Consider the following 20,506-nt stretch of genomic DNA (forward strand, 5'->3'; position numbering starts at 1 on the left):
AGATGAGGGCCTTTTTTTACGACGTTATGCGCGACGTAACAACCTGAATATACCCAGCACAACGATGGCGCCGACCACGGCGACCAGGAAACTGTGCAAATTAAAACCAGATACACTGCCGCCGATACCGAACATGGTGGCTAGCCAGCCGCCCACGACAGCACCCACGACGCCCAGGATACAGGTCAGAATAAAGCCGCCGCCATCACGACCAGGCATAATAAACTTGGCGATAACGCCAGCAACCAGACCAAATACAATCCAGGCGATGATACCCATAGCGATGCCCTCTTGCTTTGAATGGTGCGCGAGACACCTGTCCGCGCAGGTAATGTAAGTATAGGCAATGGTGAGAAAATCATTTTCTTCTCACTGACTTAATTCGCCAGGCACAACGAAAAAAATCCCTGGTTTGTATTAAGTTCTGCGCAGGTGCTGCCGATAACTCAGAGATAGTCTCTCAATATCGAGGAGCCCCAGGGCGTGAGTAATTACAGTGAGCAGTTCCTGAAAAACAATCCGCTGGCTGTGTTAGGTGTATTACGGGACCTGCAAAAAAATGATGTCCCGGTGCGTATTAGCTGGGGCAACAACCAGTTTATTAGCAAGATTCTCGACCTCTCACCTGATAACGTGATCATCGACCTGGGTAGCCAGGACTATGAAAACCGCGCGGTGCTGCGCGCCGAGAGCCTCTGCGTCACGGCAGATACCAAAGGCGCCAAGGTTGAATTCACGCTGCCGGCATTTGAAGAAGGAGAGTATGAGTCGCTGCCTGCTTTCGTTGCCCCCCTGCCCGATTCCGTCTGGTTTATTCAGCGTCGCGAGTTTTTCCGTATTCCTGCGCCACTGCACCCTGCTTACTACTGCAGAGCCAAAATGCCGGACAAAAGTGAACTGCGCTTTCGCCTGTATGACCTCTCGCTGGGGGGGATGGGCGCATTAATGGAGGGCGCGAAACCGGAGTCGCTGGTAGAAGGAATGCGTTTTTCGCAGCTTGAGCTGGATATGGCGAACTGGGGGATATTTCGCGTCGATGCCCAGTTGATCTCCGTGAGCGAGCGGCAAGTGGTGGACGGTAAAAACGAGACCATTTCTACCCCGCGTCTCAGCTTCCGCTTCCTGAACGTCAGTCCGGCGGTTGAGCGCGATCTGCAACGTATCATCTTCTCACTGGAACGCGATGCGCGCGAGCGCGCGAACAAAGTGCGCTGAGGATAACCGGGCAGCGTGGGGCTGCCCGGCCTGTTTTTACATCGCGTCCATCGCTTTCTGTACTTTCCAGATATAGCGCGGTGCCTGCGGAGCCGGATGGTTTTGCACTACGTGATCGTAAAACTCCTGCTTATTAAGATCGTTGATCTCGCTTATTGCCTTTTTACGATCCGACGAGAAGGTTCGCAGTAACGCGCCTGCCCCGTTCACGTATGAGACCACCAGCGCATATTGCATCACTTCCGGATCTTCGATTCCCTTCAGAATGCCGTGTTCGAGAATACTCAGATAGGCCGTGCCCATCGAGATATTGCGCTCCGGGTTTTTCAGCTCGCTGGTAGAGGGCTCACCCTTCCAGCCCATATAGCGATACACTTCGCGCCCGGCTGTGGAGGCTTTAAGCTGCATCAGCCCAACCGCGTTGGATTTACTCACCAGCGTCGGATTACCGCCCGACTCCACCGCGATAATAGCGGTGATCAACCTTGGGCTCACCCCCCATGCCGCACCGGCTTTTTCGGTGATAGGCATCCACTGCATAGCGCGTTTGACCGGCACTTCCGGGTTCCAGGGTTGTTGTTTGTAATCCTGCTTCGACGAACAGCCCGCCAGCAATACCATCAAAAAAGCAAACCATCTCAATTTCACGTCATCTATCCTTATGGCCAGTCATCGCAGCTGCCCTCTCATCCACTTGCTGAAGGGCAATAACAAGCGGCATGATATATACATTTGGTTTTATAAGTCAGCAAGGAAATGCCATGTCTCAGTTTCATCTTATCGCTCCGTCCGGGTACTGCATAAACCAGGAGGCGGCGCAGCGGGGAATAGCGCGTCTCATTGAGAGCGGCCATAGCGTACAAAATCAGACAATTGTACCCCGCCGCCAGCAACGTTTTGCCGGCACCGAAGCGCAGAGACTGAACGATATCAATGCGCTAGCCACGCTGCCCGGCGCTGATCAAATTGTGATGGCGGTACGCGGCGGCTACGGTGCCAGCCGCCTGCTGGAGCAGATTGACTGGGCAGGGCTGGCGAGACGTCAGCAGCAGGATCCGCTGCTCATCTGCGGTCACAGTGATTTTACCGTGATTCAGTTGGGTCTGCTGGCACTGCACAATGTCATCACCTTTAGCGGCCCCATGCTGGCGGGCAATTTCGGCGCCCCGACGCTGGATGCCTTTACCATCGACCATTTCTGGCGGGCGCTGAGAAATCCTACCTTCACCCTGCACTGGCAGGGTCAGGGCCCTTGTTGCACCTGCGAGGGTCAACTCTGGGGCGGCAACCTGGCGATGCTGGTATCGCTGATTGGCACCCCCTGGCTACCCGTCATTGAGAACGGCATCCTGGTGCTGGAAGATATCAATGAGCATCCGTTCCGCGTTGAACGCATGCTGTTGCAGCTACATCATGCGGGTATCCTCGCGCGCCAGCGGGCGATTGTACTGGGCAGTTTTAGCGGCGCAGCGGCCAATGATTACGATGCCGGCTACGATCTGCAAACCATGATCGATTACCTTCGTAGCAGAGTAGCGGTACCGGTGATCGCCGGACTCGATTTCGGCCACGAACAGCAGACGGTCACACTGCCGCTGGGTGCGCAGGCAGTCCTTTTAAACGATGAAAAGGGCACCTCTTTAACGGTTAGCGGCCATCCGGTCATAAAGTCATAAAAAAAGGTGCTTAACCGCCTCATTTAAACGCTGTGAGTGTCGTTAATATGTTAGGGTTTTAATAACAGTCACAGCGTCAGGCGGGAGTAAGCAAACATTGGATGCCGCAGCAATAATCAGTCTCTTTATCCTGGGTTCAGTTCTTGTAACCTGTAGTATTTTATTAAGTTCGTTTTCTTCCCGTCTCGGCATACCTATTCTGGTTATTTTCCTGGCTATCGGCATGCTCGCAGGCGTTGATGGCGTGGGCGGTATTCCTTTCGATAACTACCCCATGGCGTACATGATCAGTAACCTCGCGCTGGCGGTGATCCTCCTTGATGGCGGCATGCGCACGCAGGCGAGCTCCTTTCGCGTAGCGCTGGGCCCGGCCCTGTCGCTGGCCACGGTCGGGGTGCTTATTACCTCAGGCCTGACGGGAATGATGGCGGCATGGTTATTTAAGCTGGATATCATGGAGGGGCTGCTGATTGGCGCCATTGTCGGCTCTACCGACGCCGCCGCGGTGTTTTCCCTGTTGGGGGGCAAGGGGCTTAACGAACGTGTCGGCTCCACGCTTGAGATTGAATCCGGCAGCAACGACCCCATGGCGGTATTTCTTACCATCACGCTGATTGAGATGATTCAGCAGCACGAAACCGGCCTCAGCTGGATGTTCGCCTGGCACATTATCCAGCAGTTTGGTCTGGGGATCATTATCGGTCTCGCCGGGGGGTATTTGCTCCAGCAGATGATTAACCGTATTTCGCTGCCTGGCGGTCTCTACCCCTTACTGGCGCTCAGCGGCGGGATTTTGATCTTTGCCCTTACCACCGCGCTGGATGGCAGCGGCATCCTGGCGGTTTATCTGTGCGGCTTTTTGCTGGGTAACCGGCCTATCCGTAACCGGCACGCCATTTTGCAGAACTTCGACGGGCTAGCCTGGCTGGCACAAATTGGCATGTTCCTGGTGCTGGGGCTGCTGGTGACCCCGTCCGATCTGCTGCCAATTGCCGTACCGGCGCTGCTCTTATCGGCATGGATGATCTTCTTCGCGCGTCCACTGTCGGTGTTTGCTGGCCTGCTGCCGTTCCGCGGATTTAACCTGCGCGAGCGCATCTTTATCAGTTGGGTTGGTTTACGCGGCGCGGTGCCGATCATCCTGGCCGTCTTCCCGATGATGGCGGGGCTGGATAACGCCCGCTTGTTCTTCAATGTGGCCTTCTTTGTGGTGCTGGTCTCGTTACTCTTCCAGGGGACCTCGCTGGGCTGGGCGGCCAAAAAAGCCAAAGTAGTGGTGCCGCCGGTCGGCTGGCCGGTCTCACGCGTCGGGCTGGATATTCATCCGGAGAACCCGTGGGAACAATTTGTCTACCAGCTCAGCGCCGATAAGTGGTGCGTGGGCGCGTCACTGCGCGACCTGCACATGCCCAGCGAAACACGCATCGCCGCGCTGTTTCGTGATAACGCTCTGCTGCACCCGACCGGCAGTACGCGCCTGCGCGAGAACGATATTCTCTGCGTGATTGGCCGCGAGCGAGACCTGCCTGCGCTGGGCAAGCTGTTTAGCCAATCGCCGCCGGTGGCGCTGGATCAGCGCTTCTTCGGTGATTTTATTCTGGAGGCCAGTGCCAAGTTTGCCGACGTGGCCTTGATCTACGGTCTTGATGAAGGTCTGGAGTATCGCCAACAGCAGCAGACGCTGGGTGAGATTATTCAGCAACTGCTGGGCGCCGCGCCGGTAGTGGGTGACCAGGTGGAGTTTGCGGGGATGATCTGGACCGTCGCTGAGAAGCAAGATAACGCAGTCCTGAAGGTGGGTGTTCGCGTTGCGGAGGATGGTGAAGAGTAGCGGCCTTGCTTACGGCAATCTGAAGTTTGTAATGCCGATCAGTTAAGCACGGGGAATTGTTCCGTTCATCTCATGTCCAGCGGAATATAGCATTACACCACCCGTGAACGTGACAAGGGGGACCATCGGGTCCCCCTTGTCAATCCCCGCGGCCCCGCGACGAAATCGGTGCTTCGCACTGCGCTCACCTCCCGACCTCCTGCCTGCGGTCGGCTCAACTCGACGTCCCTGTCTCGCTTCGCCTCTGGCCGCCATCCATGGCGTCCAGCCCTTGTCATCCGGTCTCCGGTTCGCCGATTTCAGCGGGGAGTCAACACCCGAGCCCCGGTCAGGCCGCTGAGGAAACGGCATAGAACAGAAATGCTTTAGTTAACGGAACAATTCACCCTACTTAACTGACTGGCATGACATCCCACGTTGTTTTTTTAGTGCTTACACCGTCACAACCGGTACCCGCGGCGCCAGGGCGCACATCAACTCGTAACCGATGGTGCCTGCCGCTGCGGCGACATCATCAATTTTTATCTCGTTGCCCCAGAGCTCAACCGGTGAACCGATACCCGCCTGCGGGCACGGCGTTAAGTCAATGGCCATCATATCCATTGAGATAGCGCCAACGGTGCCGGTTCGTACCCCATCCACCCATACCGGGGTGCCGTTGGGGGCGATGCGCGGATAACCATCGGCATATCCCCCCGCCACGATGCCGATCCGCTGCTCCCCGCTGGCGCGGTAGCGGCTGCCATAACCTACGGCATCACCCGCCTTCAGGGTCTGTACGCCGATAATTTCGCTGCACAGGGTCATCACCGGTTTTATTCCGCTATTCGCTACATCCTGCCACTGACCCGACGGCGAGGCGCCGTACAAAATGATGCCGGGGCGCACCCAGTCGAAATGGGCCTGAGGATGCCAGAGCGTGGCCGCCGAGTTAGAGAGCGAGCGCGGACAGTTAAGCCCCTCGGCCGCCTGTTCGATACGCGCCATTGGCGCGGTAATTCCGTCGGGCAGTTCCGATTCGGCGAAGTGGGACATTAAAGTCATTTCGCCCACATTCTGCATGGCGCGCAGCTGCTGCCAGACGCTGTGCACCCGCTCAGGTGGGAAGCCCAGCCGATTCATGCCGCTGTTGACCTTCACGTAAATATCCAGCGGCGCGTGCAGTTTAGCATTTTGCAGAACTTTGACCTGCCAGTTGCTGTGAATGCTGGTGGTAAGACGATATTTATCCAGCAGGGGTAACTCATCCGCATGGAAGAATCCCTCGAGCAGCAAAATCGGCCCTTTCCAGCCGCGCTCACGCAGCAGGATCGCCTCTTCAAGATTGAGCAAGGCAAAACCATCGGTAGCGCTTAAGGCGCTCCAGATGCGATCCAGACCGTGGCCATATGCATTAGCTTTGACCACCGACCAGACGCGTGAAGCTGGCGCAGCGCGACGCACAACCTGCAGGTTATCCTTCAGGGCCTGCAAATCGATCTGTGCCAGAACGGGACGGGACATGACGACTCCTTTATTAGTTATGTGCGCCGTGCAGGTGTTGTGCGCGTGACGGAGAGTACCCCGGACGATAGCGCGCCACACTTAAATCATCAAACGGAATTGCCGGCGTCCGCCCGGAGATCAAATCGCTCAGCAGCTGTCCAGAGCCACACGCCATGGTCCAGCCCAGCGTGCCGTGGCCGGTATTGAGCCACAGGTTTTTAAACGGCGTGCGGCCTACCACCGGCGTACCATCCGGCGTCATCGGACGCAACCCGGTCCAGAAGGTCGCCTGCTCGATAACACCGCCGCGTGGGAAAAGATCCCCGACGACCATCTCGAGCGTTTCACGCCGCGGCTGCAGCAGCTCGGTGTTAAAACCGACAATTTCAGCCATGCCACCCACGCGGATACGGTTATCAAAGCGGGTAATAGCGATTTTATAAGTCTCATCCAGGATGGTCGAAACCGGGGCGCCACTCTCCTCTTTCACCGGGATGGTGAGCGAGTAGCCCTTCAGCGGATAGACCGGAATGTCGACAATGCCTTTCAGCATGGCGGTGGAGTATGAGCCAAAGGCCATAACGTAGGCGTCAGCTTTGACCACCTCTTCCCCGCATTTCACGCCGTAGATTTTTTCCCCTTCGTACAGCAGCTGATCGACAGCGGTGTTGTAACGGAATTTCACCCCTGCCTGCTCCGCCATCAGAGCCAGGTTCTGGGTAAAGAGCTGGCAGTCGCCGGTTTCATCGTTAGGCAGACGCAGGCCGCCGGTCAGTTTATGCGCCACGTCCGCCAGCGCAGGCTCAATCTGGGCCAGTTGACTGGCTTCCAGCAGTTGATAAGGCACGCCCGCATCTTCCAGCACCGCAATATCACGGGTGGCGTTCTCGTACTGCTGCGCCGTGCGGAACAGCTGCAGGGTGCCGCCCTGCCGTCCTTCATACTGGATATTTGTGCTGGCGCGCAGCGCTTTCAGGCAGTCGCGGCTGTATTCGGCCAGGCGCACCATGCGGCCTTTATTCTCCGTATAGTGGCGCGTGTCGCAGTTACGCAGCATCTGCCACATCCACTTCAACTGAGACTGGGTGCCATCCAGGCTTATCGCCAACGGCGCATGGCGCTGGAACATCCATTTAATCGCCTTCAACGGCACACCGGGTGCCGCCCATGGCGCCGCATAGCCTGGCGAAATCTGCCCCGCGTTCGCGGCGCTGGTCTCCAGGGCCGGGCCCGGCTCCCGATCGATGACGGTCACATCATGTCCCGCCTGACTCAGATACCAGGCGCTGGTTACGCCAACGACGCCACTTCCCAGTATGACAACACGCATAGCCACTCCGTTAATAAGCAAAAGAACAATCTTCTGATTACAGATTGATAACTCAGATGAAAATATTATTCAACATACGGCTTTTTTATGGTGACTTACCTCACACCTTCCCCATCAGGCGGGGATGGGCGTTATTTGGCATCTCCTGCTGCGCGTCATTTTTAACCAGTATAAAATTCTGCCGGCACCCCATTTCACCCCGTATTGAAAACGGGAAATCGCAAAGAAAAAAATCCTGCGCCAGCACGCTTTTGAATGGGGTGTTCTATGCTTGAAAAGAGGTTCTCCAGACAGAGAGAGCTAATCACAATGAGGGCGCGCTAATGGCTACTATTGATTCGATGAATAAGGACAGCACACGTCTCAACGACGGACCCGACTGGACCTTCGAGCTGCTGGATGTCTATCTGGCAGAGATCGATCGGGTGGCAAAGTTGTACCGTCTGGATACCTATCCTCATCAGATTGAGGTCATCACCTCCGAACAGATGATGGACGCCTACTCCAGCGTCGGGATGCCCATCAACTATCCGCACTGGTCATTCGGCAAAAAATTTATCGAAACCGAACGCCTCTACAAGCATGGCCAGCAAGGGCTGGCGTATGAAATTGTGATTAACTCTAACCCCTGCATTGCCTATCTGATGGAAGAAAACACCATCACCATGCAGGCGTTAGTGATGGCCCACGCCTGTTACGGACACAACTCTTTCTTCAAGAACAACTATCTGTTCCGCAGCTGGACCGACGCCAGTTCGATTGTTGATTATCTGATTTTCGCCCGCAAATACATCACCGAGTGCGAAGAGCGCTACGGCGTGGATGAGGTGGAGAAGCTGCTCGACTCTTGCCACGCGCTAATGAATTATGGTGTGGATCGTTACAAACGCCCGCAGAAGATCTCTTTGCAGGAGGAGAAAGCCCGGCAGAAAAGCCGCGAAGAGTATCTGCAAAGCCAGGTGAATACGCTGTGGCGTACCCTGCCAAGACGCGAGGAGGAGAAGGCCATGCCCGAGGCTCGCCGCTATCCCTCCGAGCCGCAGGAGAATCTGCTCTATTTTATGGAGAAAAACGCCCCGCTGCTGGAGTCCTGGCAGCGTGAGATCCTGCGCATTGTGCGCAAGGTGAGCCAGTATTTCTATCCGCAGAAACAGACCCAGGTGATGAATGAAGGCTGGGCCACCTTCTGGCACTACACCATCCTTAATCACCTGTATGACGAAGGCAAAGTGACCGAGCGCTTTATGCTGGAGTTTCTGCATAGCCACACGAATGTGGTGTTCCAGCCGCCCTATAACAGCCCCTGGTACAGTGGAATCAACCCCTACGCGCTGGGCTTTGCCATGTTCCAGGACATCAAGCGTATTTGCCAGACGCCGACCGAAGAGGACAAGTATTGGTTCCCGGACATCGCCGGTTCAGACTGGCTGACAACGCTCCACTTCGCGATGCGCGACTTTAAGGATGAGAGCTTTATCAGCCAGTTCCTGTCCCCCAAAGTGATGCGTGACTTCCGCCTGTTCACGGTCATGGATGACGACCGCAATAACTATCTGGAGATTTCCGCGATTCATAATGAAGAGGGATACCGCGAGATTCGCAATCGCCTCTCCTCTCAGTACAACCTGAGCAACCTTGAGCCCAATATTCAGGTGTGGAATGTGGACCTGCGGGGCGACCGTTCATTAACGCTGCGTTATATCCCGCATAATCGCGCGCCGCTGGATAAGGGACGCAAAGAGGTGCTGAAACATGTGCATCGTCTGTGGGGATTTGACGTCACGCTGGAGCAGCAAAATGAGGATGGCAGCGTGGAGTTACTGGAACGTTGTCCCCCGCGAATGAACACGCTTTAAACAAAAAAGCCTCTCGATGAGAGGCTTTTTTTTAGTGACCGTGAATGGCCAGATCGCCGGGCAGCGTCTTCTGCATACGGTGCCAGATCTCACCACTCTCATGACCGTAGCGGCGTACGGTTTCGTATACCTGATCGTGCTGGCTTTCTGAACAGAGCTCGCTGAGCTTGTGGTAAAAACCGAGCGCCAACGCGCGGGCTTCCGGATTGGCGAAGTAGTGACGCCCAATGCGGGTATACAGACCTTTCATTCCGTTCAGGATCAGCCCGTAAATTGGGTTGCCGGAGGCAAAGGCCAGGCCGCGGAAGATGTTGTAATCCAGGGTGGCAAAGGCATCGGCATGATCTTCAACTTCGGTTGCACGGGCCAGCACTTCCAGCGCCTGGTCCGGATGCTGGCGGAATGCCGTGCGGATGAAGATAGTCGAGATGTTCGTGCGCACAGAGAGCAGGTTATCGATCAACTGCGGTACACTTTCATGATCGAGGCGCGCCAGCGTTTCGAGGATGTTCAGCCCCGATGTCTCCCAGAAGTTATTCACTTTGGTCGGTTTGCCATGCTGGATCGTCAGCCAGCCATCGCGGGCCAGACGCTGCAACACTTCACGTAAGGTAGTACGGGTAACGCCAATCAGTTCAGAGAGTTCTCGTTCAGCGGGAAGGATCGATCCAGGTGGGAAACGGTTATTCCAGATGCTTTCGATGATGTACTCTTCCGCGAAACCCGCCGGGCTTTGCGCCTTAATGACCATAGTGAGATTTCCATTACACAGCTTTTTGCTAATGGACTCATCATACCAGAGGCAGGCAGAGGCAGATAGCGCAGCGACGCGAGAAAAAAGGGATCGCTGTTCTATTTTTGTCAATTTACGTCTGCCTCCATGCCCCCTGTGCAGCTCAGTTGCGTATACTTAAATTGTAATTATGTGATGGGCAAGGAAATCTGCTGTGGAAATCTCTTATGGGCGCGCTTTTTGGCGCAATTTTTTAGGTCAGTCGCCGGACTGGTACAAACTGACTCTTCTCGCGTTTTTGATTATCAACCCGGTAATCTTTTTCATTCATCCCTTCACCGCGGGCTGGCTGCTGGTGGCGGAGTTTATTTTCACCCTGGCGATGGCGCTAAAATGTTATCCGCTGTTGCCCGGCGGGCTGTTGGCCTTCGAGGCGATCGTGATCGGCATGACCAGCGCGGACCACGTGAAAACAGAGCTGGCGAATAATCTGGAAGTCTTGCTGCTGCTGATGTTTATGGTGGCAGGGATCTTCTTTATGAAGCAGTTGCTGCTGTTTATCTTCACGCGCCTGCTGCTGAGCATTCCGTCAAAGACCCTGCTCTCCCTTGCTTTCTGCTGCGCAGCCGCATTCCTGTCGGCGTTTTTGGATGCGCTGACGGTAGTAGCGGTGGTCATCAGCGTCGCCGTGGGCTTTTACGATATTTATCACCGGTTCGCCTCCTCGCGCCCGGCAGAGACGCTACAGGATGACAGCCATGTCGATGCCCAACAGCGCGATGTGCTGGAGCAGTTTCGCGCCTTTTTGCGCAGCCTGATGATGCACGCCGGGGTGGGTACCGCGCTGGGTGGCGTCATGACCATGGTCGGCGAGCCGCAGAACCTGATTATCGCTAAAGCGGTGGGCTGGGGCTTTGGTGACTTCTTCCTGCGCATTGCACCCGTTAGCGTGCCAGTTCTGGTGTGCGGGCTCTTCACTTGTTGGCTGGTGGAAAAGAGAAAATGGTTTGGCTACGGGACTGAACTGCCTGCCCCGGTACGCCAGGTGCTGCAGGATTATGATGCGAAAAGCCGCAGCCAGCGGACTCGTCAGCAGACGCTTAACCTGATTGTCCAGGGGGTCATTGGCGTCTGGCTGATCATTGCCCTGGCGTTTCATCTTGCTGAGGTAGGCCTGATTGGCCTGTCGGTGATTATTCTCGCCACCTCGCTCACCGGCGTGACCGACGAACACGCCATCGGCAAGGCGTTTACCGAGGCGCTGCCTTTTACCGCTCTGCTGGCGGTCTTTTTTGCGGTGGTGGCGGTCATTGTTGATCAGCAACTGTTTGCGCCTATTATCCACTTTGTACTGCAGGCCGAGCCGGACGCGCAGCTCACGCTGTTTTATCTCTTTAACGGCCTGCTGTCGTCGATTTCGGATAACGTCTTTGTAGGCTCGGTCTATATTAACGAAGCCAAAGCGGCGCTGGAGAGCGGAGCCATTGATCGCCAGCAGTTCGAGATGCTGGCGGTGGCGATCAACACCGGGACTAACCTCCCCTCGGTTGCCACTCCAAACGGCCAGGCCGCCTTCCTCTTCCTGCTCACCTCTGCGCTGGCCCCACTCATCAGGCTCTCTTATGGCCGCATGGTATGGATGGCGTTGCCCTACACTGTGGTCTTAACGCTGGTTGGTTTGTTGTGCGTCAAAATTATGTTGATTCCTCTTACCCACTGGATGATCGGGGCGGGTATACTGGCCGCGCAATAAGTCAGTCAAACCGGGCAGTCAGATGCCCGGTTTGACTTTCCGCATGATAAATATCCGATTACGTTTTATTTTTCGCTGAGCAGGTGGCGTGTGAAATGAATTCGTTTACACTGCGCTTTCTAAGCATGTCCCAGGGAAATGATTATGTTGAGATTTTTGAACCAGTGCTCGCGCGGTCGCGGAGCGTGGTTATTGATGGCGCTGACCGCCTTTGCGCTGGAAATGGTCGCGCTGTGGTTCCAGCATGTGATGCTGCTGCAACCCTGCGTGATGTGTATCTATGAGCGTTGTGCGCTATTCGGCATTATGGGTGCCGGTCTGGTCGGCGCTATCGCGCCGAAGACGCCGTTACGCTACGCGGCTATCGCCATCTGGTTATACAGCGCCTGGCAAGGCGTTGAGCTGGCCTGGCAGCACACCATGATCCAGCTGCACCCCTCGCCGTTTATGACCTGCGATTTTGCCGCTCGCTTCCCAGGCTGGCTGCCGCTGGATAAATGGCTGCCGCAGGTGTTCGTGGCATCGGGCGACTGCTCTGTGCGTCAGTGGGAGTTTCTGTCACTGGAGATGCCGCAGTGGCTGGTTGGTATTTTTGCAGCTTACTTCATCGTGGCGCTGCTGGTACTGATTGCCCAACCCTTCAAACCGAAAAAACGCGATCTGTTTGGTCGGTAATGAATGCGAATAAAAAAACCCGCCTCGGCGGGTTTTTTTATGCTTAACGATTGGGATGATTCAAAATGTGGTCTTCCCAGTCGCGCACCTCAGACTCTTTCACCGCAATATGGCGTACCGAAATACGCTCGCCGTGCATCGCCGCTTTCGAACCGGTTAATAATGGGTGCCACGTCGGTAAACCTTTCCCTTCCGCCAGCAGACGATAGGCGCAGGTATGCGGCAACCACTCGAAGGTTGGCAGGTTATCGCGGGTCAATTTTATGCAGTCCGGCTCAAGCTCGAAGCGACGCTCATAATTACGACACTGACAGGTTTTAATATTGAGCTGGTTGCAGGCGACGTTAGTGAAATAGATCTCATCAGAGTCTTCATCCATCAGCTTATGCAGGCAGCACTGCCCGCAGCCATCGCACAACGATTCCCACTCCGCGTCGGTCATTTCGTCGAGAGTTTTGCTTTGCCAGAAAGGGATTTCGCTCATAAGGATGTCCACACGTCAAAAAGAAAGCGCACCTTATAACCAGTCTGGCACGGGGATGCAAGTTTTGCCGCCCATTAGCGGCGGCAAGCTGTGCTTACAGCACGCGGGTTTTCAGCGACTGGCCGTTAAAAGCCACTTCCAGTTCATCCCCGCTGTTCAACGGCCCAACCCCATCCGGGGTGCCCGTCAGGATCACATCACCCGGTTTCAGGGTGAAGAAACGACTCATATAGGCAATAAGCGGGACGATTTTATGGATCATGTCTGCCGTGGTGCCTTCCTGACGCACTTCGCCGTTCACCTTGAGGCTGAGCGGGGTATTTTGTGGATCGTCAGGAAATTCAGAAACAGGCACAAATCCGGAGATCGGGCAGGAATTATCAAAACCTTTGGCTTTTTCCCACGGCTGACCGGCTTTTTTCATTTTGCCCTGTAGGTCGCGCAGCGTCAGATCCAGCGCCACACCATAACCCGCTATCGCTTTCTGGACATGCTCTTCCGAGGCCTGACGAAGCGTTGCGCCAATCAGTACCGCCAGCTCAACTTCATGATGGACTGATCCCAGCCCCTGCGGCAGGGCCAGCGGCTGGCGAATATCGCAAAGCGCTGTTTCAGGCTTAATAAACAGCACGGGTTCGTCCGGAACCGCGCTACCCATTTCCTGAATATGCTTCGCATAATTACTGCCTACGCAAACTACTTTACTTACAGGATAATCGAGTAATGCCCCTTGCCAGTTATGATGCTGATACATAATCGTCCCCTAAAAGGTTAATGTGACGCTGACAGATAATTCTGAACTACTTTTTCCCCTGCTCCGCAAGATGCTGTTTAAGTAAATTCTCCGGAGGAGGAGGAAGTTGTAAATAATAGCCTTGCTCGGCCAGTGCGGTTTTTACTTTTTCGAGGTCGGCATTGATCAATTTTTTACGGCCATCCAGCGGCAGAAGCATCGCCAGCTGGCGTGGACCAAACTGCTTCAGTAATTCTTCAGGCACACGGGAAAAATCGTCTTTTTTTTCGACATACAGATAAGCCTGGTCGCGTTTGGTACTTCTATAGATCACACAAAACATACTTTTACTCTGAATTAATGGGTGGTTGCTTGCCTCAATATAATAGTGACTATAACATGCCTGATACTCTTCGGAATATCGCGTCGGATACGTCGCGGTTCAAAGCAAATTGAGTAAGGCCAGGATGTCAAACACGCCCATCGAGCTTAAAGGCAGTAGCTTCACCTTATCAGTGGTTCATTTGCATGATGCAAAACCCGAGGTTATTCGTCAGGCGTTAGAAGACAAAATCGCTCAGGCGCCCGCATTTCTAAAACATGCTCCCGTGGTCATTAATGTCAGCGACCTTGACGCACCGATCAACTGGCAGCGCCTGCAGCAGGCGGTGACCTCTACCGGACTACGGATCGTGGGCATTAGCGGCTGCAAAGATGCCGAACTGAAAGCTGAAATCGATCGGGCTGGCCTGCCGCTGTTGAATGAAGGCAAAGAAAAAGCCCCACGCGCCGCCCCCACCGAGGCCGCTCCGCCTGCCCCGCCGGTTGAAATTGATAGCACAGTCACAAAAACGCGATTGATTGATCTGCCGGTTCGTTCCGGTCAGCGCATTTATGCGCCAAACTGTGACTTAATTGTGACCAACCACGTTAGCGCGGGCGCAGAACTGATCGCGGATGGCAATATTCATATTTATGGCAGCATGCGTGGACGCGCGCTGGCCGGCGCCAGTGGCGATCGCGACGCGCAAATTTTTTGTACCCACCTGTCGGCGGAGCTGGTCTCCATCGCAGGGGTTTACTGGCTGAGCGATAAAATCCCGGCCGAATTTTATGGCAAAGCGGCGCGTCTGCAACTGGCAGATAACGCTTTGACTGTTCAACCGTTGAATTGATCCCTTTTTAACAAGGAATTTCTATGGCACGCATTATTGTTGTTACTTCGGGTAAAGGAGGCGTTGGCAAGACCACCTCCAGCGCGGCCATCGCTACTGGTTTGGCCCAGAAGGGAAAGAAAACCGTCGTTATCGATTTTGATATCGGCCTGCGTAACCTCGACCTGATCATGGGCTGCGAGCGTCGCGTGGTGTACGACTTCGTTAACGTTATTCAGGGCGATGCCACCCTAAACCAGGCGCTGATCAAAGATAAGCGCACGGAAAATCTCTATATCCTCCCCGCGTCTCAGACGCGCGACAAAGATGCGCTGACGCGTGAAGGCGTGGAGAAAGTGCTGGATGAGCTGAAAAAGATGGAGTTTGACTTCATTGTTTGCGACTCGCCGGCAGGGATTGAAACCGGTGCATTGATGGCGCTCTACTTTGCTGATGAAGCCATCATTACCACCAACCCTGAAGTCTCGTCTGTTCGTGACTCCGACCGTATCCTGGGTATCCTGGCGTCCAAATCCCGTCGTGCGGAAAATGGACAAGATCCAATCAAAGAACACCTGCTGCTCACCCGCTACAACCCGGGCCGGGTCAACAAAGGTGACATGCTGAGCATGGAAGACGTGCTCGAAATTCTGCGCATTAAACTGGTGGGCGTTATCCCGGAAGATCAGTCCGTGCTGCGCGCGTCAAACCAGGGTGAACCTGTTATTCTCGACGCCACCGCCGACGCGGGTAAAGCTTATGCTGATACCGTGGACCGTCTGCTTGGTGAAGAACGTCCTTTCCGCTTCATTGAAGAAGAGAAGAAAGGTTTCCTCAAACGCCTGTTCGGAGGATAAGTTATGGCATTACTGGACTTTTTTCTCTCGCGGAAAAAAAGCACCGCCAACATCGCGAAAGAGCGACTGCAAATTATTGTGGCGGAACGACGCCGCAGCGACGCTGAGCCGCACTACCTGCCTCAGCTGCGTAAAGACATTCTGGAAGTGATTTGTAAATACGTGCAGATTGACCCGGAAATGGTCTCTGTACAGCTGGAGCAACGGGACGGGGACATCTCGATTCTGGAGCTCAACGTCACCCTACCAGAAGCGGAAGAGTCACGTTCCTAGTGACGTATAGCGCCGGGCAGCGCGCTGCCCGGCCTACCCTTCTTACAGCGGATAGTTTTTCAGCAGTGCGCTCAGGCGTTCAGCCATTAACTCCCCGCGCCAGCCTGCCATCAGCTCCGGCAACCCGTTCTGCGGTTTTAACTGCCAATGCCAGTTGAGCAACTGATTGATTTGACGACGTGACGCCAGCAGCTCTGCGCTGAGTTTGCTCTCTGTCGCCACCTCCTGGACCAGCGCCTTGATCTCTTTAAACGCTTTACGGTAGCCAGGCATGTCCATCAGGTTTAATAGCGGTTCCGGCAGTTCGTCTTCCGGGATCTCCTGCGCTTTGGCCACCAGCGCCAGTAACGTTTTGCCGTGGAAACGGATCTCGCTACCGGAGAGGCCAATGCTGTCCAGCTCACCCATGCTGCCCGGCATAAAGCGCGCCACGCCCCAGAGATGTTCTTCCCGCACCACAAAATTCACCGCCATGTCGCGGTCGCGGGCTTTACGCAGACGCCATTCCGCCAGCAACTGCAGACAAGCCAGCTGGCGCGTACGCAGCTGTGAAGCATTATTGATGTCGCGCCAGGCGTCTTTCGGGTCGACGGTCTCCTGACGACGTTGCTGCGTCATGCGGCACTCGTCCAGCGCGGCTGGCAGCCAGCCAGAGGCTTCGGCCTCTTTCATCAGCTGTCCGGCAATGGGCAGCAGATAGAAAACGTCGGCGGCGGCGTAATCAAGCTGGCGCTCGGTAAGCGGACGCGCCAGCCAGTCGGTACGGGATTCGCTCTTATCGATAGCCAGTCCGGTGTACTCTTCGACCATCGCGGCAAAGCCCCAGGAGAGCGGACGACCGGAGAAGGCGGCCAGAATCTGAGTGTCGATAAGCGGTTGCGGCATAATGCCGAAGGTATTCAGGAAGACTTCCAGATCTTCACTCCCGGCATGCAGATATTTGGTCACAGCGGTGTTCAGCATCAGCTCGCGCAGCGGCGCCCAGTCGGTGATGCCCAGCGGGTCAATTAAGGCCAGCCGTTTGCCATCATACATCTGGATCAGGCCCAGCTGTGGATAGTAGGTGCGGGTACGAACAAACTCGGTATCCAGGGCGATAGCGGGTGCATCACGCGTGACATCGCACAGGGAGGCCAGCTCGTCGTTGGTGGTGATCATCTGGTAATTCAAAACAAGTTCTCTTTGGTTTGCGCCCATAAAAAAACGCCGGCTTAGCCAGCGTTTTGGGGTGACTCACACGAAGCTCAGGCCTTATTGTCGCTTTTGGCGCGCGCTTCGTCACGTAATTCTCGTCGTAATATCTTGCCGACGTTGGATTTTGGCAGTTCATCACGAAACTCAACCAGTTTCGGGACTTTATACCCGGTAAGCTGGCGTCGGCAGAAGGTAATCAGCGCCTCTTCGGTCAGCGACGGATCCTTTTTCACCACGAAAATCTTCACCGTTTCGCCGCTTGTGCCGGCCGGTACGCCGACAGCGGCCACCTCCTGCACCCCGTTGTGCTGCATAACCACTTCTTCGATTTCGTTGGGATAGACGTTGAATCCGGAGACCAGAATCATATCTTTCTTACGATCGACAATACGCAGGAAACCCTCGTCATCCATCACGGCGATATCGCCGGTATGAAGCCAGCCGTCTTTGATGATCTCATCGGTGGCGTCCGGACGCTGCCAGTAACCCAGCATGACCTGAGGCCCCTTCACGCAGAGCTCACCGGGCTCGCCTGGCGCCACTTCGTTATCGTTATCATCCACCAGTTTGGCTTCCGTCGAGGGCACCGGCAGGCCAATGCTGCCGCTGTGATAGTCAATATCGTGCGGGTTGACGCTGACCAGCGGCGAGCACTCAGTGAGCCCGTAGCCTTCAAGCAGATATTGGCCGGTCAGTTTCACCCAACGTTCGGCAACCGCCTGCTGCACCGGCATACCGCCACCGGCAGAGAGGTGCAGGGTTGAGAAATCGAGTTGCTGGAACTCTTTGTTGTTCAACAGTGCATTAAACAGGGTGTTGACCCCGGTCATGGCGGTGAAGGGGTATTTCGCCAGTTCCTTCACCAGGCCCGGGATATCGCGCGGGTTGGTAATAAGCACGTTTTGTCCGCCCAGTTCAATAAAGAGCAGGCAGTTCATGGTTAGTGCAAAAATGTGATACAGCGGTAGCGCGGTGATCACCAGCTCTTTGCCACGATGGAGCAGCGGGCCGTAGGTGGCGTTTACCTGTTCGAGGTTGGCCAGCATATTTCGATGGGTCAGCATCGCCCCTTTCGCTACGCCGGTGGTGCCGCCGGTATATTGCAGAAACGCCAAATCTTCCGGGACGATTTCGGGTTTAACATACTGCATGCGGTAGCCCGTCTGCAGGGCCCGGCGGAAGGAGATAGCATCTGGCAGGTGATATTTGGGTACCAGCCGCTTAACGTATTTGACGACGAAGTTCACCAGCGTACCCTTCGCGGTGGAGAGCTGATCGCCCATCCGCGTCAGGATCACGTGTTTGACCTGAGTTTTGTCCACCACTTTTTCCAGCGTGTGGGCAAAGTTAGAGACGATAACAATCGCCGCCGCACCGCTGTCATTCAGCTGGTGCTCCAGCTCACGTGGGGTATAGAGCGGGTTGACGTTAACTACGATCATGCCTGCGCGCAAAATGCCAAACAGCGCGACCGGGTATTGCAGCAGGTTTGGCATCATCAATGCCACCCGATCCCCTTTTTGTAACCCTAAGCCTTGCTGGAGATAGGCGGCAAAAGCCCGGCTGCGCTCTTCCAGTTTGCGGAAGGTCATGACCTCGCCCATGTTCACGAACGCGGGCTGGTCGGCATAGCGGGCTACCGAATGTTCAAACAGTTCAACCAGGGATTGATAGCGGTCAGGATTGATCTCCGCAGGAACATCCGCGGGATAACGGTTTAGCCAAACCTTATTCAATGAATCACCTCTGAAATGAGTATTTGTCGTCATCACAACCCCGGCTAAATACAAAGTGTTAACATTATATTAACTCAGCGTACCAGTTTATTAATTGTCCGCTTTTCGGGTTGCGAAGCACGTCACTATTTATTTTTGTTATATCCGTATAAAACGAGAAACAGCGGCGAGGCCGCTGTTTCTTTTTCAATAATAACAGTAAGTTACTCTGTTACTACGTTCTGAACGCGAGCTGGACCGGGGTTATACCAGCCCCAGCCACCGTAGCCGCCATAACGGTACGGATGGGGTCCCCAATACCAGGGATCGATAGGCTGCGGCGGCATCATGACCTGTTGCGTAACATGCCAGCGCTTGTAGCCGTTGGCCTGCATGGTCATAAATTTATAGGGGGTGCTGCCCACCTTGCCTTCCGCCGTACCGGTGATAGGACCCACGACGGTGACCAGTTGCCCACGGAAATCAACCGGGTCGAGGAACCCGTTCACGTCCGCATAGATACGGCCACGTGACGCTTCGCCCAGTATCGGACGCGCGCCGCTATCGAGTGCGACCGTGGCAATCTCCAGCCGGGTTTTACCCTGCTGGTTATACACCTCAACCACCTTACCGCCAAAACGCGCTTCCTGGCCGACGTAAAGTTCAGGTGCGTTCATCACCCGGACCAGATCTTGCTGCGGCGTCGGGCTGCTGCCTTTGATGGCGTCCGGTACCGATACGCATCCACTCAATGCCAGCGCCACCGCGCCGGCCGCCAGAAGGCGTACTACATAATTATGAACCGCCATGATGCGACCCCTTTTTCTCAGTTCCTGATACTGAGATTCACTCGCGGCCTGGAAGTTTCTTCCATGCCACCTCGTTTCGTAAATAAACTGGTTCGGCCTTCTCAACCGCCACCGTTTTGCCTGCTGCAAGCAGCTGGCAGGCGATGGGGAGCATGTCTTCGGCTTCAGGCAGCAACATCTCGCCCTCTTCCAGCGTTACGCCACTCTCCTGCGCCATATCCGGCCAGGCTTTCCAGCCCGTACCCACCGTAGCCCAGACGCCGGAAAGCTGCTTCAACCGTTCGCTGACGGCTTCCGGCTTGAGTACCGCTTCACTCTCTTCACCGTGCCAGACGCCCTGTTCATCACGGGTGTACTCCGCCCAATAAACTTCACCCATGCGGGCATCAATGGCGGCCAGCACGCGGGTGGCGCCGGTTTTACGCCAGGCGCCCTGCGCCATGGTTGCCAGGGTAGAGACGCCAATCATTGGCAGCCCTGAACCCAGCGCCAGCCCTTGCGCAATACCGATGCCAATACGCACGCCGGTAAAGCTCCCCGGGCCGCGGCCAAAGGCCAGCGCGTCGAGGTCGGTTAAAGTGGTGTCGCCCTGAGTCAGGATCATCTTTACCAGCGGTAAAATGCGCTGGGTGTGTTCTCGTGGGCACTCTTCGAAATGAGCAGAGATGGCACCGTCATTCCACAGGGCAACAGAACAGGCCTCTGTGGCGGTATCAATAGCCAGAATTCGCAT

The 20,506-nt window shown here is 55.3% G+C and carries 21 protein-coding genes; 9 read left to right on the forward strand and 12 right to left on the reverse strand.

The annotated features are described in order from the left end of the window. Window positions 1–24: 24 nt before the first annotated feature. Window positions 25–279, reverse strand: coding sequence for a GlsB/YeaQ/YmgE family stress response membrane protein (locus B2Q93_RS14125; protein ID WP_286933556.1), 255 nt, complete (start codon window positions 277–279; stop codon window positions 25–27). A gap of 204 nt (window positions 280–483) precedes the next feature. Here B2Q93_RS14125 and ycgR point away from each other — a divergent pair, with 204 nt between their 5' ends. Continuing rightward, on the forward strand, window positions 484–1,215 hold the full coding sequence (gene ycgR, locus B2Q93_RS14130; protein ID WP_286933558.1) for a flagellar brake protein YcgR: 732 nt from the start codon (window positions 484–486) through the stop codon (window positions 1,213–1,215). 36 nt (window positions 1,216–1,251) lie between these two features. Here ycgR and emtA read toward each other — a convergent pair whose 3' ends face one another. After that, window positions 1,252–1,863 carry a membrane-bound lytic murein transglycosylase EmtA gene (emtA, locus tag B2Q93_RS14135; protein WP_040075211.1) on the reverse strand — a complete coding sequence of 204 codons (612 nt, stop codon included), beginning with the start codon at window positions 1,861–1,863 and terminating at the stop codon, window positions 1,252–1,254. Between the two features lie 113 nt (window positions 1,864–1,976). Between emtA and ldcA the strand changes: the two genes are divergently transcribed. Together ldcA and B2Q93_RS14145 are read left to right on the forward strand one after the other, a co-directional pair. After that, window positions 1,977–2,891, forward strand: coding sequence for a muramoyltetrapeptide carboxypeptidase (gene ldcA, locus B2Q93_RS14140; protein WP_286933560.1), 915 nt, complete (start codon window positions 1,977–1,979; stop codon window positions 2,889–2,891). Window positions 2,892–2,988: 97 nt separating this feature from the next. Beyond that, a complete protein-coding gene (locus tag B2Q93_RS14145; RefSeq protein WP_233804200.1) occupies window positions 2,989–4,722 on the forward strand; it encodes a potassium/proton antiporter in 1,734 nt (577 codons plus the stop codon). Between the two features lie 432 nt (window positions 4,723–5,154). On the opposite strand, the gene dadX is transcribed toward B2Q93_RS14145, so the two are convergent. Further along, a complete protein-coding gene (gene dadX, locus B2Q93_RS14150; protein WP_286933563.1) occupies window positions 5,155–6,225 on the reverse strand; it encodes a catabolic alanine racemase DadX in 1,071 nt (356 codons plus the stop codon). A gap of 13 nt (window positions 6,226–6,238) precedes the next feature. Continuing rightward, a complete protein-coding gene (locus tag B2Q93_RS14155) occupies window positions 6,239–7,537 on the reverse strand; it encodes a D-amino acid dehydrogenase (RefSeq protein WP_286933564.1) in 1,299 nt (432 codons plus the stop codon). Between the two features lie 323 nt (window positions 7,538–7,860). On the opposite strand from B2Q93_RS14155, the gene B2Q93_RS14160 reads away from it, so the two are divergent. Beyond that, window positions 7,861–9,393: a SpoVR family protein gene (locus B2Q93_RS14160; RefSeq protein ID WP_040075205.1), complete on the forward strand. Its 1,533-nt coding sequence runs from the start codon at window positions 7,861–7,863 to the stop codon at window positions 9,391–9,393. Window positions 9,394–9,424: 31 nt separating this feature from the next. On the opposite strand, the gene fadR is transcribed toward B2Q93_RS14160, so the two are convergent. Further along, entirely contained in the window at window positions 9,425–10,144 is a 720-nt protein-coding gene (gene fadR, locus B2Q93_RS14165) for a fatty acid metabolism transcriptional regulator FadR (protein WP_040075204.1), read from the reverse strand. 196 nt (window positions 10,145–10,340) lie between these two features. On the opposite strand from fadR, the gene nhaB reads away from it, so the two are divergent. Together nhaB and dsbB are read left to right on the forward strand one after the other, a co-directional pair. Next, window positions 10,341–11,879, forward strand: a complete 1,539-nt coding sequence (nhaB, locus tag B2Q93_RS14170) for a sodium/proton antiporter NhaB (protein ID WP_212475646.1) — start codon at window positions 10,341–10,343, stop codon at window positions 11,877–11,879. Between the two features lie 144 nt (window positions 11,880–12,023). Then, on the forward strand, window positions 12,024–12,554 hold the full coding sequence (gene dsbB, locus B2Q93_RS14175) for a disulfide bond formation protein DsbB (RefSeq protein ID WP_040075202.1): 531 nt from the start codon (window positions 12,024–12,026) through the stop codon (window positions 12,552–12,554). A gap of 43 nt (window positions 12,555–12,597) precedes the next feature. Here dsbB and B2Q93_RS14180 read toward each other — a convergent pair whose 3' ends face one another. The 3 genes from B2Q93_RS14180 to B2Q93_RS14190 form a co-directional block, all read right to left on the reverse strand. After that, window positions 12,598–13,038, reverse strand: coding sequence for a YcgN family cysteine cluster protein (locus B2Q93_RS14180; RefSeq protein ID WP_040075201.1), 441 nt, complete (start codon window positions 13,036–13,038; stop codon window positions 12,598–12,600). A gap of 94 nt (window positions 13,039–13,132) precedes the next feature. Further along, window positions 13,133–13,792 carry a fumarylacetoacetate hydrolase family protein gene (locus tag B2Q93_RS14185; protein WP_046885141.1) on the reverse strand — a complete coding sequence of 220 codons (660 nt, stop codon included), beginning with the start codon at window positions 13,790–13,792 and terminating at the stop codon, window positions 13,133–13,135. 46 nt (window positions 13,793–13,838) lie between these two features. Next, window positions 13,839–14,114, reverse strand: coding sequence for a YcgL domain-containing protein (locus tag B2Q93_RS14190; RefSeq protein ID WP_040075199.1), 276 nt, complete (start codon window positions 14,112–14,114; stop codon window positions 13,839–13,841). 124 nt (window positions 14,115–14,238) lie between these two features. Here B2Q93_RS14190 and minC point away from each other — a divergent pair, with 124 nt between their 5' ends. From minC to minE, 3 genes are read left to right on the forward strand one after another with little or no spacing between them, the layout of a single operon-like run. Continuing rightward, entirely contained in the window at window positions 14,239–14,946 is a 708-nt protein-coding gene (gene minC / locus B2Q93_RS14195) for a septum site-determining protein MinC (protein WP_046885140.1), read from the forward strand. 23 nt (window positions 14,947–14,969) lie between these two features. Continuing rightward, window positions 14,970–15,782, forward strand: coding sequence for a septum site-determining protein MinD (gene minD / locus B2Q93_RS14200; RefSeq protein ID WP_040075197.1), 813 nt, complete (start codon window positions 14,970–14,972; stop codon window positions 15,780–15,782). Between the two features lie 3 nt (window positions 15,783–15,785). After that, window positions 15,786–16,055, forward strand: a complete 270-nt coding sequence (gene minE, locus B2Q93_RS14205; RefSeq protein ID WP_040075196.1) for a cell division topological specificity factor MinE — start codon at window positions 15,786–15,788, stop codon at window positions 16,053–16,055. A gap of 42 nt (window positions 16,056–16,097) precedes the next feature. Here minE and rnd read toward each other — a convergent pair whose 3' ends face one another. The 4 genes from rnd to tsaB all read right to left on the reverse strand — a co-directional run bounded on the left by rnd (window position 16,098) and on the right by tsaB (window position 20,506). After that, complete coding sequence (gene rnd, locus B2Q93_RS14210) at window positions 16,098–17,225, reverse strand: ribonuclease D (RefSeq protein WP_154298799.1); 1,128 nt, start codon at window positions 17,223–17,225, stop codon at window positions 16,098–16,100. Between the two features lie 74 nt (window positions 17,226–17,299). Then, window positions 17,300–18,985, reverse strand: coding sequence for a long-chain-fatty-acid--CoA ligase FadD (gene fadD, locus B2Q93_RS14215; protein ID WP_154298797.1), 1,686 nt, complete (start codon window positions 18,983–18,985; stop codon window positions 17,300–17,302). A gap of 203 nt (window positions 18,986–19,188) precedes the next feature. Beyond that, window positions 19,189–19,773: a Slp family lipoprotein gene (locus tag B2Q93_RS14220; RefSeq protein WP_040075193.1), complete on the reverse strand. Its 585-nt coding sequence runs from the start codon at window positions 19,771–19,773 to the stop codon at window positions 19,189–19,191. A 37-nt stretch (window positions 19,774–19,810) separates the two neighbouring features. Further along, window positions 19,811–20,506 (reverse strand): tRNA (adenosine(37)-N6)-threonylcarbamoyltransferase complex dimerization subunit type 1 TsaB, encoded by a 696-nt coding sequence (gene tsaB / locus B2Q93_RS14225; RefSeq protein WP_286933570.1) that lies wholly within the window; start codon window positions 20,504–20,506, stop codon window positions 19,811–19,813.

It is taken from the genome of Leclercia sp. UBA5958 (genome assembly GCF_002430365.1).
Taxonomy (GTDB): Bacteria; Pseudomonadota; Gammaproteobacteria; order Enterobacterales; family Enterobacteriaceae; genus Enterobacter; species Enterobacter pneumoniae.

Bases quoted from the DNA above. Each gene is read 5' to 3' on its own strand.
- B2Q93_RS14125 (WP_286933556.1), bottom strand. From the start codon at position 279: ATGGGTATCATCGCCTGGATTGTATTTGGTCTGGTTGCTGGCGTTATC.
- ldcA (WP_286933560.1), top strand. From the start codon at position 1,977: ATGTCTCAGTTTCATCTTATCGCTCCGTCCGGGTACTGCATAAACCAG.
- dadX (WP_286933563.1), bottom strand. From the start codon at position 6,225: ATGTCCCGTCCCGTTCTGGCACAGATCGATTTGCAGGCCCTGAAGGAT.
- B2Q93_RS14155 (WP_286933564.1), bottom strand. From the start codon at position 7,537: ATGCGTGTTGTCATACTGGGAAGTGGCGTCGTTGGCGTAACCAGCGCC.
- B2Q93_RS14160 (WP_040075205.1), top strand. From the start codon at position 7,861: ATGGCTACTATTGATTCGATGAATAAGGACAGCACACGTCTCAACGAC.
- fadR (WP_040075204.1), bottom strand. From the start codon at position 10,144: ATGGTCATTAAGGCGCAAAGCCCGGCGGGTTTCGCGGAAGAGTACATC.
- dsbB (WP_040075202.1), top strand. From the start codon at position 12,024: ATGTTGAGATTTTTGAACCAGTGCTCGCGCGGTCGCGGAGCGTGGTTA.
- B2Q93_RS14180 (WP_040075201.1), bottom strand. From the start codon at position 13,038: ATGAGCGAAATCCCTTTCTGGCAAAGCAAAACTCTCGACGAAATGACC.
- B2Q93_RS14185 (WP_046885141.1), bottom strand. From the start codon at position 13,792: ATGTATCAGCATCATAACTGGCAAGGGGCATTACTCGATTATCCTGTA.
- B2Q93_RS14190 (WP_040075199.1), bottom strand. From the start codon at position 14,114: ATGTTTTGTGTGATCTATAGAAGTACCAAACGCGACCAGGCTTATCTG.
- minC (WP_046885140.1), top strand. From the start codon at position 14,239: ATGTCAAACACGCCCATCGAGCTTAAAGGCAGTAGCTTCACCTTATCA.
- minD (WP_040075197.1), top strand. From the start codon at position 14,970: ATGGCACGCATTATTGTTGTTACTTCGGGTAAAGGAGGCGTTGGCAAG.
- minE (WP_040075196.1), top strand. From the start codon at position 15,786: ATGGCATTACTGGACTTTTTTCTCTCGCGGAAAAAAAGCACCGCCAAC.
- B2Q93_RS14220 (WP_040075193.1), bottom strand. From the start codon at position 19,773: ATGGCGGTTCATAATTATGTAGTACGCCTTCTGGCGGCCGGCGCGGTG.
- tsaB (WP_286933570.1), bottom strand. From the start codon at position 20,506: ATGCGAATTCTGGCTATTGATACCGCCACAGAGGCCTGTTCTGTTGCC.